Below are 15,029 nucleotides of genomic sequence, written 5' to 3'. Positions count from 1 at the left end.
CGCACCCCCGTCGCGTGGCAGACGGGAATTGCCAGACCGGCCCTGGCCCACCAGGTCACCGCACCGCGCCCCCGCCGCACCCACCACACCGCCGCACGGCGCCGCGCCCCGGGCGCCGGCGGCCCGGGGCCGGACCGCGAGAGCCGGCCCTGCCCGGCCGCTCACCCCGAGCACGGATCACCCGAGAGCCGAACACCCCAGGAAGGACACCCCGCATGACCGCCCACCCACGTCCGCCCGCCGGCCGTCCCGGCGCCGCGCACCGGGAGGCCGGCGGATGAGGCGGTACCTCGCACGACGCCTGCTGCTCGCCGTTCCCACGCTCTGGGGCGTCACCGTCGTCGTCTTCGCCGCCGTGGCCCTCGTCCCCGGCGACCCGGTGACCGCGCTGCTGGGTCCCGGTGCGCCCGCCGAGGCCAGGCGCCGGCTCGCCGAGCGGATCGGGACGGGCGAGCCGCTGCCCCTGCGGTACGGGCACTGGCTGTGGCACGCGCTCCAGGGCGACCTCGGCGTCTCCGTCGCGGCGCAGCGGCCCGTCGGCGACCTGCTGCTGCCGGCCCTCGGGCAGACCCTCCTCCTCGCGGGCGCCGCCTTCCTGCTCGTGCTCACCGGGGGCGTCCTGCTGGGCGCCCTGGGCGCCGCCCGCCCCGAGGGGCCCGCGGCCCGGCTGTCGCGAGGACTGAGCACGCTGGCCGTCTCCGCCCCGCAGTACTCGGTGGCGCTGCTGCTCATCGCCGTGTTCGCCGTCGGGCTGCGCTGGTTCCCGGCCGGCGGCACCGAGGACCTGTTCGCCGGGGGCGGCACCGCCGACCGGCTGCGCCACCTGGTGCTGCCCGCCCTCGCCTCGGCACTCGTCCCGCTCGGTCTGACCGCCCGCGTCTTCGGCGCCGCCCTGACGGCCGTCCTGCACTCCGACCTCGCCGACGGCCTGCGCGCCCGGGGCCTGCGCCGCGCGGCCGTACTGCGCCACTGCGTGCACAACGCGGCCCCGGCGCTGCTCACCATCGGCGGACTCCAACTGGCCTACCTGCTGGAGGGGGTGGTGTTCGTGGAGACCCTGTTCGCCTGGCCCGGCGTCGGCCGGCTGCTGTACGACGCCCTCACCGCGCGCGACCTGCCGCTGATCCAGGCCGGCGTCCTGCTGGTCGCCGTCGCCTTCGTCGGCGTCAACATCGTCGTCGACACCGCGCACGCCCTCATCGACCCCCGGCTGCGAGGTGCGCTGTGACCCCGGCCCCCGGCAGGAGTCCCGCCGCGGCGACCGCGAAGGGCGCCGTGAACCCCGCCGACGGCGGCGGCCCCCCCGGCGGCCCGTCCGGCTCCGTGCGCCGGTTCCTCCCGTACGGCGTGCGCCCGGGGCTGCTGATCCCGGCGGTCCTCGCCGCCGTCCTGCTGCTCCTCGCCGTCACCGGCCCGCTGCTGGCGCCCGACGACCCCGACGCCGGGAGCCTGCGGGAGCGGCTGCTGCCGCCGGGCAGCGCCGGGCACCCGCTGGGCACGGACTCCCAGGGCCGCGACGTGCTGAGCCGCCTGCTGGTCGCCGCGGGGCCCTCCCTGCTGGGCGGAGTGCTCCCGGTCGCCGTCGCCACTGTCGCCGGTGCCCTCCTCGGCATCGCCGCCGGACTCGGCGGCCACCTCACCGAACACGCCCTGCTGCGCACCCTGGACGTGCTCTACGCCTTCCCGGGCGTGCTGCTGGCGATCACCGTCGCCACCGTGATGCAGCCCGGCCTGCTCGCCACCGTGGTGTCCCTGTCCGTCGTCCTCACCCCGGCGGTGACCCGCGTCGCCTTCTCCGAGGTACGGCGCATCCGCACCGCCGAGTACCTGGAGGCCGCCCGAGTCAGCGGGGCCGGCGCGTTGAGCGTCGGCCTGCGCCAGGTCGCCCCGGTCGTCGCACCGGTGCTGCTCGTCTACGCGTCCTCCCTGGTGGGGCTGGCCATCGTCTACGCGGCCGGACTGTCCTTCCTCGGCCTGGGCGTACCGCCGCCGGCCGCCGAATGGGGCGCGATGCTCGACGAACTCAGGCCCGCCCTGCTGACCCACCCGGGTGTCGCGGTGCTGCCCGCGCTCACCATCCTCCTCGTCTCCGTCGTCTTCAACACCCTCGGTGAGGCGCTGCGCCGCGGCACCGGCGCCGACCGCACCCCGCGCACGGAGGCCGCACGATGACCGCCCCGCCCCGTGCCCGTACGACGAGCGCTCAGGAGACGGGAGCCCGCGCGGTGAGTGCCCCGGCCCCGGAACGCCTCGAGGTGGAGAACCTGACGGTCACCCACGGCGCGGCGGGCGGCGCGGTGCGGGCCGTGGACGGCGTGTCGCTGACCGTGCCGCCCGGCGAGGCGCTGGTGCTGCTCGGCGAGTCCGGCAGCGGCAAGTCCACCCTGGCCCGCACCGTCCTCGGTCTCGCCGGCCGCGGCGCCCGGGTGAGCGGCAGCGTGCGCCTGTCCGGCACCGACCTGCTCGGCCTCGGCGAGCGCGCCCTGTCCGACGTACGCGGACGCCGCATCGGCTACGTCCCGCAGGACCCCGCCGCCGCACTCGACCCGTTGCGCCGGATCGGTGCGCAGCTCACCGAGGTACTGCTGCGCCACCGCGTCGTCACCGGCCGCCGCGCCGCCCGGCAGGCCGTGCCCGGGCTGCTGGCGGACGCCGGGATCACCGAACCCGACCGGGTGGCCCGCAGCCATCCGCACCAGCTGTCCGGCGGACAGCGCCAGCGCGCCGCCCTCGCCCTCGCCCTGGCCTGCGCACCGGGACTGCTGATCGCCGACGAACCCACCACCGCGCTGGACGCCCTGGTGCGCGCCCGCGTCGTCGACCTGTTCGGCCGTCTGCTCACCGAACGCGGCATCGCCCTGCTGCTGGTCACGCACGACATCGGCGTCGCCCGCCGCATCGGCCACCGCGCGGCGGTGATGCGCGCCGGACGGATCGTCGAGAGCGGCCCCGTGCACCGACTGCTCAGCGCCCCCGAACACCCCTACGCCGCCGCACTGGTGGCCGCTCGGCCGGGAGGAACCCGATGACCCGGACATCCCCGGCGGCCGGACCGGCCCCGGCGGCCGGACCGGCCCCGGCCGCCGAACCGGCCCCGACGGCCGCGCCGACCCGTGACCTCCTGCGCGTCGACCAGGTGTCCAAGCGCTACCGGCACGGACACCTCGCCGTCGACGGCGTCTCCCTCCGCGTGGCGGGCGCCGAGACCGTCGGGCTCGTCGGCGAGTCCGGCTCCGGCAAGTCGACCCTGGCCCGGCTGGCGCTCGGCCTGCTCGCCCCCGACTCGGGCACCGTACGCTTCGACGGCCTGGACCCCCGACGGCTGCGCGGACCCGCGGGGCGCCGCGACCGCGCCCGGTTGCAGTTCGTGCCGCAGCACCCCCGCGGCTCCCTCAACCCCGCGCTGCGCGCAGCGGAAGCGGTCGCGTTCCCGCTGCGTGTCCACGGCACCCCGCGCGCCGAACGGCCCGCGATCGTCGCCGACCTCTTCCGCAAGGTCGGCCTGGACCCCGCCCTGGGCCGCCGCTTCCCGCGCGAGCTGTCGGGCGGGCAGGTCCAGCGCGTGGCCATCGCCCGTGCCCTGGCGACCGGGCCGGACCTTCTGGTCTGCGACGAGCCGACCTCCGCCCTGGACACCACCGTCCAGGCCCAGGTCCTCGACCTGCTCGCCGACCTCCAGCAACGCCTTGGCCTGGCCTACCTGTTCATCTCCCACGACCTGGCCGTCGTACGGCAACTGGCCCACCGGGTCGTGGTGCTGCGCCACGGGCGCGTCGTGGAGGAGGCCGGCACGGCCGAGCTGTGGCAGGCCCCCCGCCACCCCTACACCCGGGCGCTGCTCGCCGCCGACGGCGACGGCAGCCCCGAACCCTCCCAGCCGGCCCCGGCCGGCGAACCGACCACCCGCTGAAGTCCGGACCGCCGCTCCCCGCCGGACCGGCCCACCGAACGCCCGCCAGGGCACGACACCGAGACACCCGCCCGAGCACGACACCGACCGCACCACACCGAGCGCACCACACCGACCGACCCGTGAAGAACGACGAGGACTCCATGACGCACCACCAGCACCCATCCGGCCACCTCGCGGTGCGCCGCCGACGACGCAGCCGCCCGCGCGCGGCCGCCCTGGCCGCCGCGCTGCTGCTGCCGTTCGCCGCGGCCGGCTGCGGCACCGGCTCCGCCGCGGACGGCGGCTCGGGCGGCGCCGGGTCCGGCGGCACCCTCGTCATCGGCGCCACGGGCAAGCTGCCCAACCCCGACACCGTCATCGGCGGCGCCGGCTTCGAGGGCAAGCGGCTCGTCAGCTTCCAGCTGTACGAGGGCCTCACCCGCTACGACCTGTCGAAGACCGACGGCCCGTCCGAGATCACCGGCGCCCTGGCCACCTCCTGGAAGGTCGCGGGGGACCACAGGACCTGGACCTTCACCCTGCGCAAGCATGTGAAGTTCCAGGACGGTACCGCCTTCGACGCCGACGCGGTCCTGTTCAACCTCGACCGCTACCTCGACAAGAAGAGCCCTTACTACACGGACGCCCTCGGCGCGGCCGCCGGTGAGTACGCGGGCGACATCACCTCGTACAAGAAGCTGCCCGGCGACCGCGTACGGCTGGTCACGAAGCAGCCCAACGGGCACTTCCCGCAGGACCTCGCGCACGTCCTCATCGCCAGCCCCACCGCCGTCCGCAAGACCGGATCGGCCACGTTCTCCCAGCACCCCGTCGGCACCGGCCCGTTCCGCTTCGTCCGCCAGCAGGCCGGGGAGCAGATCGAGCTCGCGCGCTTCGACGACTACTGGCGCGGCGCCCCCAAGCTGGACAAGCTCGTGGTGAAGGCGCTGCCCGACGCCGCCGCGCGGACCGCCGCCCTGCGCTCGGGCAGCGTCAACTGGATCGAGTACCCGAACCCCGACGACATCCCGAGCCTGGAGGCCGACGGCGCCAAGATCGTCACCAACAGCTACGACCACCTCTGGTACTGGATCCTGGACACCGCGCAGAAGCCCTGGAGCGACCCCCGGGTGCGCAGGGCCGCGAACTACGCCATCGACCGCGACGTCATCGCGAAGAACCTGCTGCACGGCACCGCCGACCCCGCCCGGCAGGCCGTCCCGCGCGGCACCTTCGCCTACGACCCGGCCGGCGACACCTACGACCACGATCCCGCCAAGGCCCGCCGGCTGCTCGCCGAGGCCGGCTACGCCAAGGGGTTCTCGACCACCGTCACCGTCCCCACCGGCGGTTCCGGCAACCTCGTCCCGGTGCCGATCGCCGAGGCCGTACAGCGCGACCTGGCCGCCGTCGGCATCAAGGTGACGATCCGCACGACCGACTGGTCGACGCTGATCGGCGCGGAGGCCAAGGGCAAGGTGGCCCGGGACTCGCAGGCCATCGCGCAGTCCACCACCCTCTTCCAGTCGGAGGCGCTGCTGCCGCTGTTCATCGGCACCGGCAGCCCGTTCTGGACCGGGCACTACAGCAACCCGCAGGTCGACAAGTTGCTGGCCTCGGCCGGAGCCGCGACCGACCGCACGGCGCGGGAGGCCGACTACAAGCGCGCCCTGCAACTCGTCACCGCGGATGCCCCCTGGCTGTTCGTCGTCAACGACCGCAACCCCCGGGCCGTGTCCCCCAAGGTGCACGGGATCGTCCAGCCGCAGTCCTGGTTCCTCGACCTCACGACCGTATCGGTGTCCTCATGACTCTCTCCCACACCCCCGCACCCGGCCTGCCGCCCAAGTGGGGTCTCACCCTGCCGCTGCCCGGGCTCACCATCGACCGGCACCGCTTCCTCGTCGAGCGGCTGTCCGACCTCGGCTACACCGACGTGTGGAGCGCGGAGGGCGGCGGCACCGACGCCTTCACCCCGCTCGCGACCGTCGCCGCCTGGGCGCCGGGCCTGCGCATCGCCACCGGTATCGTCCCGGTGCACACCCGCGGCCCCGCCGTCCTCGCCCAGACCGCCGCCACCCTCGCCCAGCTCGCTCCGGGACGGCTGCTGCTGGGGCTCGGCGCCTCGGTGCCCGCCCACGTCACGGACATCAACGGCATCCCGTTCGACGAGCCCTACAAGCGCACCCGGGACGTCCTGCGGTTCGTCACCCGCGCCCTGCGCGGCGAGCACATCGCCGGCGACTTCGACACCTTCTCCATCACCGGCTACCGCCTGCCGCACCCGCCGCAGGACCCGGTGAAGGTGATCCTCGGCGCGCTGCGGCCGGGCATGCTGCGCCTGGGCTTCGGCGAGGGCGACGGGGCCATCACCAACCTGCTCTTCCCGCAGGACGTGCCCAAGATCCTGGACGCCGTCGGCCCGCAGCCGCCCGGCAAGGAACTCGTCGTCAAGGTGTTCGTCTGCCCCACCGAGGACACCGACTACGCCCACCGGGCCACCCGGCCCTTCCTCGCCTGGATCCTCAACCGCGAGCCCTACCGCAAGTTCCACGAGTGGCTCGGCCACGGCGAGCTGCTGCGCGAGTCGCACGAGAAGTGGGCCGACGGCGACATCGACGGCGCCCAGAAGGCGCTGCCGGACGAGGTCGTGGACGGGCTGTTCATCAGCGGCTCCCCGGAGGAGTGCCGGGAGAAGATCCTGCGCTACCACCGCCCCGGCGTGACGACGATCCAGCTGTACGTGTCGCTCCCGCCGGAGGTCTTCGTCAGCCGGGCCAAGGTGCTGGACACCCTGACCAGGCTCGGCCCGGCCGCGGCCTGATACCCGTGCTCCCCCGCGGAGGTACCCGGATGGAACTCGACATACGCGGTGGTGTCCGCGCCGCGCCCGTGCGGGGCGACACGCCCGCGCAGCGGCAGGCCCTGCGCTTCGCCCCCGACCCGCCGGAGCGTGACGCCGACCCGGAGCACGTCGCGCGCACCGCCCGCGAGAACGAGGAGGACGGGTTCGACAGCGCCCTCGTGGTGCAGTCGAGTTCGTGGCCCGACCCCTGGCTGGTGGCCGGCTGGGCGCTGGCGGCCACCCGGCGGCTGCGGATCGCGGTGGCCCACCGGGTGGGCACCACCGCGCCCACCGTGGCCGCGCGGACGCTCGCCACCCTGGACCGGCTCTCCGGGGGCCGGGCCGCCGCCCACGTCATCGTCGGCTCCAGCGACGCCGACGTGGCGCGCGACGGCGACCTGCTGGACAAGGCGGCGCGCTACCGCAGGGCGGGGGAGTACCTCGACGTCTTTCGACGCGCCCTGACGGATCATCAGAGCTTTGACCACGAGGGGGAGTTCTACACGGTCCGCGGTGCCCGCTCGGGGGTGCTGCCGCGGCCGGGCGCGGAACTTCTGTCGTTCGGCGGCTCCTCGCCCGAGGGCGTCGAACTCGCCGCCCGGCACGCCGAGGTGTACGCCATCCCCAGCACGCCGCTGACGGCCACGCGCCGGCACATCACCCGGGCCCGTGCGGCGGCCGCGGCGCACGGCCGGACCCTGCGGATCTGGCGGCACGTCACCGTCGTCACCGCGGCCACCGACGAGGAGGCCGAGGCACGGGTCCGCGGCATCCGGCGGGACGCGGTCCGGCTGGCCTCCGGCTCCGGCCGGTGGGTGGACGCCGTCCAACTCGACCGCGACCGCGAGCGCGGGCGCGCCGGCCTGGAGGCCGGCACCCGCCAGCTGTCCGCCTACGTCGACCGGTCGCTGGCCGGCGCCTACGTCGGTTCCCCGGAGACGGTGGCCGCCCGCATCGGCTGGCTGCGCGCGGCCGGGGTGGACATCGTCCAGCTGGACATGGCCGCGGAGACCGACCAGGACCGGGAACTCCGCCGCGACCTGGTCGCCAGGCTCCGCGCCGCCTACCTCCCGCCGCAGCCCCGGGTGTCCGCGCACGGCCGGCGCGGCTGGTGACCTCTGCCGCGCCTTCCCCGCGCCCGCGGGCGCCCGCCGGGGCTCCCGAGGCGCGCGGGGTCCCGGTGCGGGGGGCACCGGCGGCGGCGCCGGTGCGGCCGGTCAGGCGCCGGCGGCCGGGGAGCCGAAGTAGTGCCCCTTGTCGAGGTCGTCCAGCAGGCCGGGCTGGGCCGGGTGCCAGTCGAGCAGGGCGCGGGTGTGGTCGCTGGACGCCGCGAGATCGCGCCCGATGAAGTCGCTCAGCCAGGTGAAGTGCCCGGCGGCCGCCCCGGGGGCCACGGAGGCCACCGGCACCCCGAGGTGGCGGCCCATCACCTCGGCGACGTCACGGATCGCCACCCCTTCCTCCGCCACCCCGTGCAGCACCGACCCGGCCGGGGCCCGCTCGGCCGCCAGGCGGAACAGCCGCGCCGCGTCCAGGCGGTGGACGGCCGGCCAGCGGTTGGACCCGTCGCCGAGGTAGCCGGAGAGGTCCTTGTCCCGGGCGATGGCGGCCAGGCTCGCCAGGAAACCGTTGTCGCCCTCGCCGTGACAGGTCGGGGACAGCCGTACCACGGAGGAGCGGACACCGCGCGAGGCGAGCCCGAGCACCGCCTCGGCGGTGGCCGCCCGGACCGAGAGGGGCGATCCGTCGATCTCCGGCCGGTCCCGCTCGGTCGCCGGCCGCCCGCACGCCAGGCCCATCAGGCCGGAGGCGAGGACGAAGGGCCGGCCGGTGCCGGCGAGCGCGTCACCGAGGGTGTCGACGGCACGCCGGTCGGCCTCGGCGGCGCCCCGGAAGTCGCCGCCGAAGGCGATGTCGTGCTTGAAGGCGAGGTGGATCACGCCGTCCGACGAGGCGGCCGCGTCCCGCAGTACGCCGAGGTCGTCCACGGTGCCGCGGACCACCTCGGCCCCGGCCGCGGTGAGCCGGGCGGCGGAGGCGTCGGAGCGGGCGAGTCCGACGACCTGGTGCCCCGAGCCGATGAGTTCCGGGACGACGGCGGAGCCGATCCAGCCGGACGCGCCGGTCACGAAGATGCGCATGGAGGTTCTCCAGACGGTCGAGCGCTGGTGATGTCAGTTGCTGTCATCGACGCTACACCTGATGTCAGCACCTGTCATCACGTAGGATCTGCGCATGGGCAGATGGGAGCCGGGAGCGCGCGGACGCCTGGCGAAGGCGGCGCTGGAGCTGTACAGCGAGCGCGGGTACGAACAGACCACGGTCGCGGAGATCGCCGGACGGGCCGGCCTCACCGAACGGACCTTCTTCCGGCACTACGCCGACAAGCGCGAGGTGCTGTTCGACGGCTCCGGCGCGCTGCGGGACCTGTTCGTGGACGCGGTCGCCGCCGCCGGGCCGTCGGAAGCGCCGATCGACGCCGTGGCGGCGGGCCTGGAGGCGGTCGCCGGGGCGTTCGCCGGCGGCCGCGCGCACGCCCGGCAGCGGTACGCCGTCATCGCGGCCAACGCGGAACTGCGCGAGCGCGAGCTGATCAAACTCGCCTCGATCTCCGCCGCGCTCACCGAGGCCCTGCGCGGGCGCGGCGTCGCGGAGCCCGCCGCGAGCCTGGCCGCCGAGGCCGGTGTCGCCGTCTTCAAGGTCGGCTTCGAGCGCTGGGTCACGGCGGCCGAGGAGCGCGGGATGGCGGAGCTGATGCGGGAGTCCCTGGCCGAGCTGAGGTCCCTGGCCGGGGGCGGCTGAGCCGCTGCCCGCGGCCGCCGCCCCCGCCGCTGACGGCGCCGGATCCCGCAGACCATCCGGCAGGGCCTATTGTCCAGGCCCGGTGCGCAGGGCCGTGGCCCACGCCTCATCGCAGAGGCCCGTCGTCCAGGGCCCCGGGCGGCGGGCCCCGGGCGGCGGGCGCCGGGCCGGCCGGCCTGACGGTGCGCAGGCCGGCCGTCGGTCAGCCGCCACCGGTCCGGTCCGGCCGTCACCCCGGTGGCGCTCAGGGCGGCGGGCTCACGCCCACAGCTCCCCGCTCTCGCACACCCGCGCCCCCATGTTGCGCTCCATCATGTGCAGCGCGGCGTCCGCCAGGTCCTCGTGGATGTGGGCCACGGCGTCCCGGGGCACGACGACGTCGAAGTGCCGGATGTGGGCGTCGAGGGCCGAGTACAGCACGCACTGCTCCGTCACCTGACCGCACAGCACGAGCCGCTCGATGCCCTGCTGGCGCAGCAGGTAGGTCAGCGGTGTCTCGTAGAAGATCGAGTGGCGGGCCTTGACCACGAAGAGGGAGTTCTCGTCCGGTTTCACCGGCTCGACGAGCTTGGCGTGCGGCCCGGAGAGCGCGTGGTCCAGCATCTCCCCGTGGTGCGAACGCCACTCGCCGAAGTTGTCGTTGACGTAGATGACCGGCGCGTCACTGCTCCGGGCCCGCTCCAGCAGCTCGGTCACCGCCGGCAGGACGGATCCGACCGAGGGGAGCAGCTGTTCGGCATCCTCGAAGTCGTACGTGTTGATCATGTCGATGACGATGAGTGCGGTCTTGCCCATACCGCCACAGTTGCCCCTGATGCGCGCTCAGGCAACTCGTCATCCGTCTCCGGCCGTGATCCGGGCCCGCAGCTGCGCGTGGCATACCCCTGACGAAGCTGACACAGAAGCGGCACACACTCGCGCTAGTGTGCGAGCGTGAGTCTTCATGTGGTTATTGGTTTCGGGCCCGCCGGGGCGGCAACCGCCCGGCTGCTGGCCGAACAGGGTCATTCCGTACGGGTCGTCACGCGGTCGGGGCGAGAACCCGAGCCCGGCATCGAGCACGTCGCCCTGGACGCGACGGACAGCCGCCGGCTGGCCGACGCGGCGCGCGGCGCGGCCGCCATCCACAACTGCGCCGCACCGCCCTACCACCGGTGGGCGAGCGAATGGCCCCCCCTTGCCTCGTCCGTCTGTACGGCGTCCGAGGAGACCGGGGCCGTCCTGGTCATGCTGGGCAACCTCTACGCGTACGGCCCGGTGGACGGCCCGCTGACCGAGGACCTGCCACCGGCGGCCACCGGACCCAAGGGGCGGGTGCGCGCCGCGCTGTGGGAGCAGGCGCGCACGCTGCACGAGCAGGGCCGCATCAGGGCCGTCGAGGTCCGGGCCTCGGACTTCTTCGGACCGGGCGTCACCGACGCCGGACACCTCGCGGCGCGGGTCATGCCCCCGCTGCTGCGCGGCAAGCCGGTGTCCACGCTCGGCAACCCGGACGCCCCGCACAGCTGGACCTACATCCCCGACATCGCCAGGGCCATGGCGGAGGTCGCCACCGAGGAACGGGCCTGGGGCAGCCCCTGGCACGTCCCGACCCTGCCCCCGCTCAGCACCCGGGAGATGGTCGACCGCCTCGCCGCCCGGGCGGGGACGGGGCCGGTCGCGGTCCGCAGGGTGCCTCCGGCGGTCCTCGGCGCCGTCGGCCTCTTCTCCCCGCTGGTGCGCGAACTCAAGGAAGTGCGCTACCAGTTCGACCGCCCGTTCGTCATCGACTCCAGCGCCTACGAAGCGGAGTTCGCGGTCCGCGCCACGCCCCTCGACGAGCAGCTCGAGGCGACCGTGGAGTGGTGGCGCGGACGACTGGCCGCCACCGGGTGACATCCGTGACAGCGAAGGATTCCTCCGTGGGTTCCGTAGTGGATTCCTCAGACCTCTCCCATCCGTCCATACCCTCCTCCCCGTCCGGGCCCCCAGCCGCGGCGCCCGCCGACTCCGGTGCCGCTTTAGCGAGTTCACCGCCGGCGCGCCGGGACGACATCGCCGTCGTGGGCATGGCCTGCCGCTTCCCCGGGGCGCGGGACGTGAACCAGTACTGGCGCCTGCTCACCGATCCGCAGGCGCAGTTCGGTGCCGTCCCCGACTCCCGGTGGCGCTCCGCCGCCTTCCTCAGCGACAACTTCCGCGACTCCTCCGCGGCGTACACCGACACCATGGCGCTGCTGCCGGACGTCGGGCACTTCGACGCCGTGCACTACGGCATCCCGCCGCGCCGGGCCCGCGCGATGGACCCCCAGCACCGGCTGCTGATCGACCTCGCCCGCGAGGCGATCCAGGACGCCGGATGGGAGAGCGAGGGCTTCGACCGCGAGGAGACCTCGGTGATCACCTCGCTCACCGAGAGCGGTTACCGCGAGATCAGCACCATGCACATCCGGATGCGGCAGCTCGGCGGCGGCGAGTTCGGGGCCCGGGCGACCGGCTCCGCGTGGCCGGAGACGATCCGCGCGGTCGAGCCGCTGCACGGCACGTCCGTCGCCGGACTGCTGCTCAACATGGGCCCCAACAGCATCAGTTCGGTGTTCGACCTGCACGGCGAGAGCTACGCCCTGGACTCCGCCTGCTCCGGCGGCCTCATGGCCGTGGCCAACGCCGTGCACGCCCTGCGCGCGGGCCGGTGCCGCATCGCGCTCGCCGGCGGCGCCCAACTGCTGCTGACGCCCGACCTGCTGGTGGGCCTGTGCCGGATCGGCGCCGTCTCGCGCAGCGGGCGGTGCCTGCCGTTCGGCTCGCAGGCCGACGGCTTCGTGCTCGGCGAGGGCGCCGGGGTGCTGGTGCTGCGGCCGCTGGCCGACGCGCTGGCGGCCGGCGACCGCGTCTACGCGGTGCTCCGGGGCGTCGGCACGGCCAACGACGGCACCGTGCACGGCGGCATGGAACCCCAGGCCGAGGGCCAGCTGCGGGCGCTGCGCCGCGCCTACCGGGACGCGGGCCTGCCACCGGGCGCCGTCGACTACCTGGAGGCGCACGGCACCGGCACCACGGTCGGCGATCCGGTCGAGGTCGGGGTCCTGCGCGAACTGCGCGGTGAGCGGGCCGCGCCCGCCTACCTCGGCGCGGTGAAGGCGGTGGTCGGGCACTCGCTGAACGCCTCCGGCATCGCCGGCCTCGTCAAGACCGTCCTGGCCGTGCACCGGGGTGTCGTGCCGCCGCAGCCCGCGTTCGACCTCGCGAACCGCTCCGCGCTCGACGCCGCCGGACTGACCGTCCCCACCGAGCCGACGCCGTGGCCGCGCTCCGGCGGGCCGCGCCGGGCGGGGGTGAGCGCCTTCGGCTTCGGCGGCACCGGCGTCCACGTGGTCGTGGAGGAGTGCGCCGCGGCACCGGCCCGCCCGGAACCGGCCGGGGAGCCGCAGCTGCTGCTGCTCGGCGCCCGCGACCGGGCCGGCCTGGCACGCTACGCGCGCGACCTGGCACGCACCCTCGCCGACGAGCGGCCACCGCTGGCCGGGGTGGCCGACACCCTGGCGCGCCGGACGCCCTCGGCGGAACGGCTCGCCGTGGTCGCTCAGGACACCGCGGACGCGGTCGGCAAGCTGACCGCGGCGGCCGAGGCGGTGGAGGCGGGCGTCGGCGGGGATCTCGGACCGGGGCTGGTCGTGGGCACGGCGGCCGCCGACGGGCAGCCCGCGGCCGCCGTACCGGCGCCGGGTTCGCTGTCCGCGCAGGCCCGCACGGCCGCGCTGACGCGGCTCGCGCAGCGAGCGGTCACCGGTCCCGGCATCCGTCCGGCGGACCGGCGCACACCCCCCTGCACACTGCCGCCCAGCCCGCTCGCCCCACGGCACTACTGGGTGGTGGACGAGTCGGCTCGCGAGCGGGCGGACCGGCCGCCGACCCCGGACGCACCCGAGACGGCGGCGGCGTCCGCCGCGCGAACCGGCACCTCTGGCGCGTCCCCGGCGCCGGACGCGTCCGAGGCCGTGCGCGCGGCCACCGGGTCCGGGGCGTCCATCGTCCTGGAGGAGGTGGCGCGGACCGGCATCTTCCCCCTGTCCGACCTGGACGAGCGGATGGCGCTGGTCGCCGACCTCGGCTTCGACTCGCTGATGCTCCAGGAGCTGGAGGTCGGCATCGGCAAGCGGATACCGGGGTTCCGCACCGAGGAGCTGTTCTCGCCCGGCCTCACCATCGAGCGCCTGATCACCCTGGCCGAACCGGACCTCCCCCGGCAGCCGGGTCCCGGTGCGCCGCCGCCCGGGCAGCGGCAGGCGGACTGGGCCGCCGACACGGCCCTGGTCGACGACTTCCCCGAGGTCCGCCAGTTCGAGCAGCGTCTCGAGTCGATCACCGGCAGCGGCGCCGACTTCCCGTACTTCCGGGTCCACGAGGGCAACATCCGCGACACCACCGTGATCGGAGGCCGGCGCTACCTGTCCTTCGGCAGCTACAACTACCTGGGGCTCTCCGGCCATCCGGCGGTCAACGAGGCCGTGCACCGGGCGGTGGACCGGTACGGCACCTCCGTCTCCGCGAGCCGGCCGCTGTCCGGCGAACGGGACCTGACCGTGCGCCTGGAGCGGGCCCTCGCCGGCTTCCTCGGCGTCGAGGACTGCCTGGCGCTGGTGAGCGGCCACGCCACCAACGTGACCGCGATCGGGCACCTCGTCGGCGCCGGAGACCTCGTGGTGCACGACGCCCTGGCCCACGACAGCATCCTCCAGGGCTGCGCGCTGTCGGGGGCGGCGCGCAGACCGTTCGCGCACAACGACATCGACCGGCTGGAGCACATGCTGCGGCTCAACCGCTCCCGGTTCCGGCGGGTGCTGATCGCCGTCGAGGGCGCGTACAGCATGGACGGCGACCTCGTCGACCTGCCCGCCGTCATCGAGCTGAAGCGGCGCTACGGCGCCCTGCTGATGGTCGACGAGGCGCACAGCATCGGCACGGTGGGCGAACACGGCCGCGGCGTCGGCGAGTTCTTCGGCGTCGACCGCTCCGGGGTGGACCTCTGGATGGGCACCCTGTCCAAGGCCTTCGCCAGCTGCGGCGGTTACCTGGGCGGCTCGGCCCGGATGGTGCGGTGGCTGCGGCACACCCTGCCCGGCTTCGTGTACAGCGTCGGACTGACCCCGGCCAACGCGGCCGCGGCGCTGGCCGCCACCGAGCTGATGACGGCCGAGCCGCACCGGGTGCGCGCGCTGCGGCGCAACGCGGAACTCTTCCGCACGCTGGCCTCCGCGGCGGGCCTGCGGACGGGCTCCAGCGCGCACACCCCGATCGTGCCCTGCGTCCTCGGCGACTCGGCGCGGGTGCTGCGCGTCGCGGACCGGCTGTTCGACCGGGGGGTGATCGCCGACCCGATCTTCCACCCGGTGGTCGAGGAAGGCCTCGCGCGGCTGCGGTTCTTCCTCACCAGCGAACACCAGGAGGACGACGTCCGGCACGCCGTGTCCGTGCTCGCCGAGGAGGTGGCGGCCGCCGGCGGATGACCTC

The 15,029-nt window shown here is 75.1% G+C and carries 12 protein-coding genes; 10 read left to right on the top strand and 2 right to left on the bottom strand.

All coding sequences use genetic code 11. The annotated features are described in order from the left end of the window. The first annotated feature begins 277 nt into the window (after window positions 1-277). From ACZ6CZ_RS19110 to ACZ6CZ_RS19080, 7 genes are all read left to right on the top strand, one after another. Window positions 278-1,228, top strand: coding sequence for an ABC transporter permease (locus ACZ6CZ_RS19110; RefSeq protein ID WP_469022232.1), 951 nt, complete (start codon window positions 278-280; stop codon window positions 1,226-1,228). Further along, entirely contained in the window at window positions 1,225-2,172 is a 948-nt protein-coding gene (locus ACZ6CZ_RS19105) for an ABC transporter permease (protein ID WP_469022229.1), read from the top strand. Before ACZ6CZ_RS19110 ends, ACZ6CZ_RS19105 begins: the two co-directional genes overlap by 4 nt. Continuing rightward, window positions 2,169-3,029: an ABC transporter ATP-binding protein gene (locus ACZ6CZ_RS19100; RefSeq protein WP_469022227.1), complete on the top strand. Its 861-nt coding sequence runs from the start codon at window positions 2,169-2,171 to the stop codon at window positions 3,027-3,029. The genes ACZ6CZ_RS19105 and ACZ6CZ_RS19100 overlap by 4 nt, the downstream gene beginning before the upstream one ends. Next, window positions 3,026-3,910, top strand: a complete 885-nt coding sequence (locus ACZ6CZ_RS19095) for an ABC transporter ATP-binding protein (protein ID WP_469022224.1) — start codon at window positions 3,026-3,028, stop codon at window positions 3,908-3,910. The genes ACZ6CZ_RS19100 and ACZ6CZ_RS19095 overlap by 4 nt, the downstream gene beginning before the upstream one ends. A 122-nt stretch (window positions 3,911-4,032) precedes the next feature. Further along, a complete protein-coding gene (locus ACZ6CZ_RS19090; RefSeq protein WP_469022222.1) occupies window positions 4,033-5,703 on the top strand; it encodes an ABC transporter substrate-binding protein in 1,671 nt (556 codons plus the stop codon). Beyond that, window positions 5,700-6,716, top strand: a complete 1,017-nt coding sequence (locus tag ACZ6CZ_RS19085) for an LLM class F420-dependent oxidoreductase (RefSeq protein ID WP_469022220.1) — start codon at window positions 5,700-5,702, stop codon at window positions 6,714-6,716. The genes ACZ6CZ_RS19090 and ACZ6CZ_RS19085 overlap by 4 nt, the downstream gene beginning before the upstream one ends. 29 nt (window positions 6,717-6,745) lie before the next feature. After that, window positions 6,746-7,852 carry an LLM class flavin-dependent oxidoreductase gene (locus ACZ6CZ_RS19080; RefSeq protein WP_469022217.1) on the top strand — a complete coding sequence of 369 codons (1,107 nt, stop codon included), beginning with the start codon at window positions 6,746-6,748 and terminating at the stop codon, window positions 7,850-7,852. A 102-nt stretch (window positions 7,853-7,954) separates the two neighbouring features. On the opposite strand, the gene ACZ6CZ_RS19075 is transcribed toward ACZ6CZ_RS19080, so the two are convergent. After that, window positions 7,955-8,878, bottom strand: coding sequence for an SDR family oxidoreductase (locus ACZ6CZ_RS19075; RefSeq protein WP_469022212.1), 924 nt, complete (start codon window positions 8,876-8,878; stop codon window positions 7,955-7,957). Window positions 8,879-8,972: 94 nt separating this feature from the next. Between ACZ6CZ_RS19075 and ACZ6CZ_RS19070 the strand changes: the two genes are divergently transcribed. Then, window positions 8,973-9,539, top strand: a complete 567-nt coding sequence (locus ACZ6CZ_RS19070) for a TetR/AcrR family transcriptional regulator (protein WP_469022209.1) — start codon at window positions 8,973-8,975, stop codon at window positions 9,537-9,539. Window positions 9,540-9,797: 258 nt separating this feature from the next. Here ACZ6CZ_RS19070 and ACZ6CZ_RS19065 read toward each other — a convergent pair whose 3' ends face one another. Then, entirely contained in the window at window positions 9,798-10,334 is a 537-nt protein-coding gene (locus ACZ6CZ_RS19065) for a cysteine hydrolase family protein (protein ID WP_469022206.1), read from the bottom strand. A 138-nt stretch (window positions 10,335-10,472) separates the two neighbouring features. On the opposite strand from ACZ6CZ_RS19065, the gene ACZ6CZ_RS19060 reads away from it, so the two are divergent. Further along, window positions 10,473-11,414, top strand: a complete 942-nt coding sequence (locus ACZ6CZ_RS19060) for an NAD-dependent epimerase/dehydratase family protein (RefSeq protein ID WP_469022203.1) — start codon at window positions 10,473-10,475, stop codon at window positions 11,412-11,414. Between the two features lie 26 nt (window positions 11,415-11,440). Further along, a complete protein-coding gene (locus tag ACZ6CZ_RS19055) occupies window positions 11,441-15,025 on the top strand; it encodes an aminotransferase class I/II-fold pyridoxal phosphate-dependent enzyme (protein ID WP_469022200.1) in 3,585 nt (1,194 codons plus the stop codon). The last annotated feature ends 4 nt before the right edge of the window (window positions 15,026-15,029 follow it).

Source organism: Streptomyces sp. NPDC041135 (genome assembly GCF_055592085.1).
This window is presented reverse-complemented; position numbering and strand designations above follow the sequence as displayed.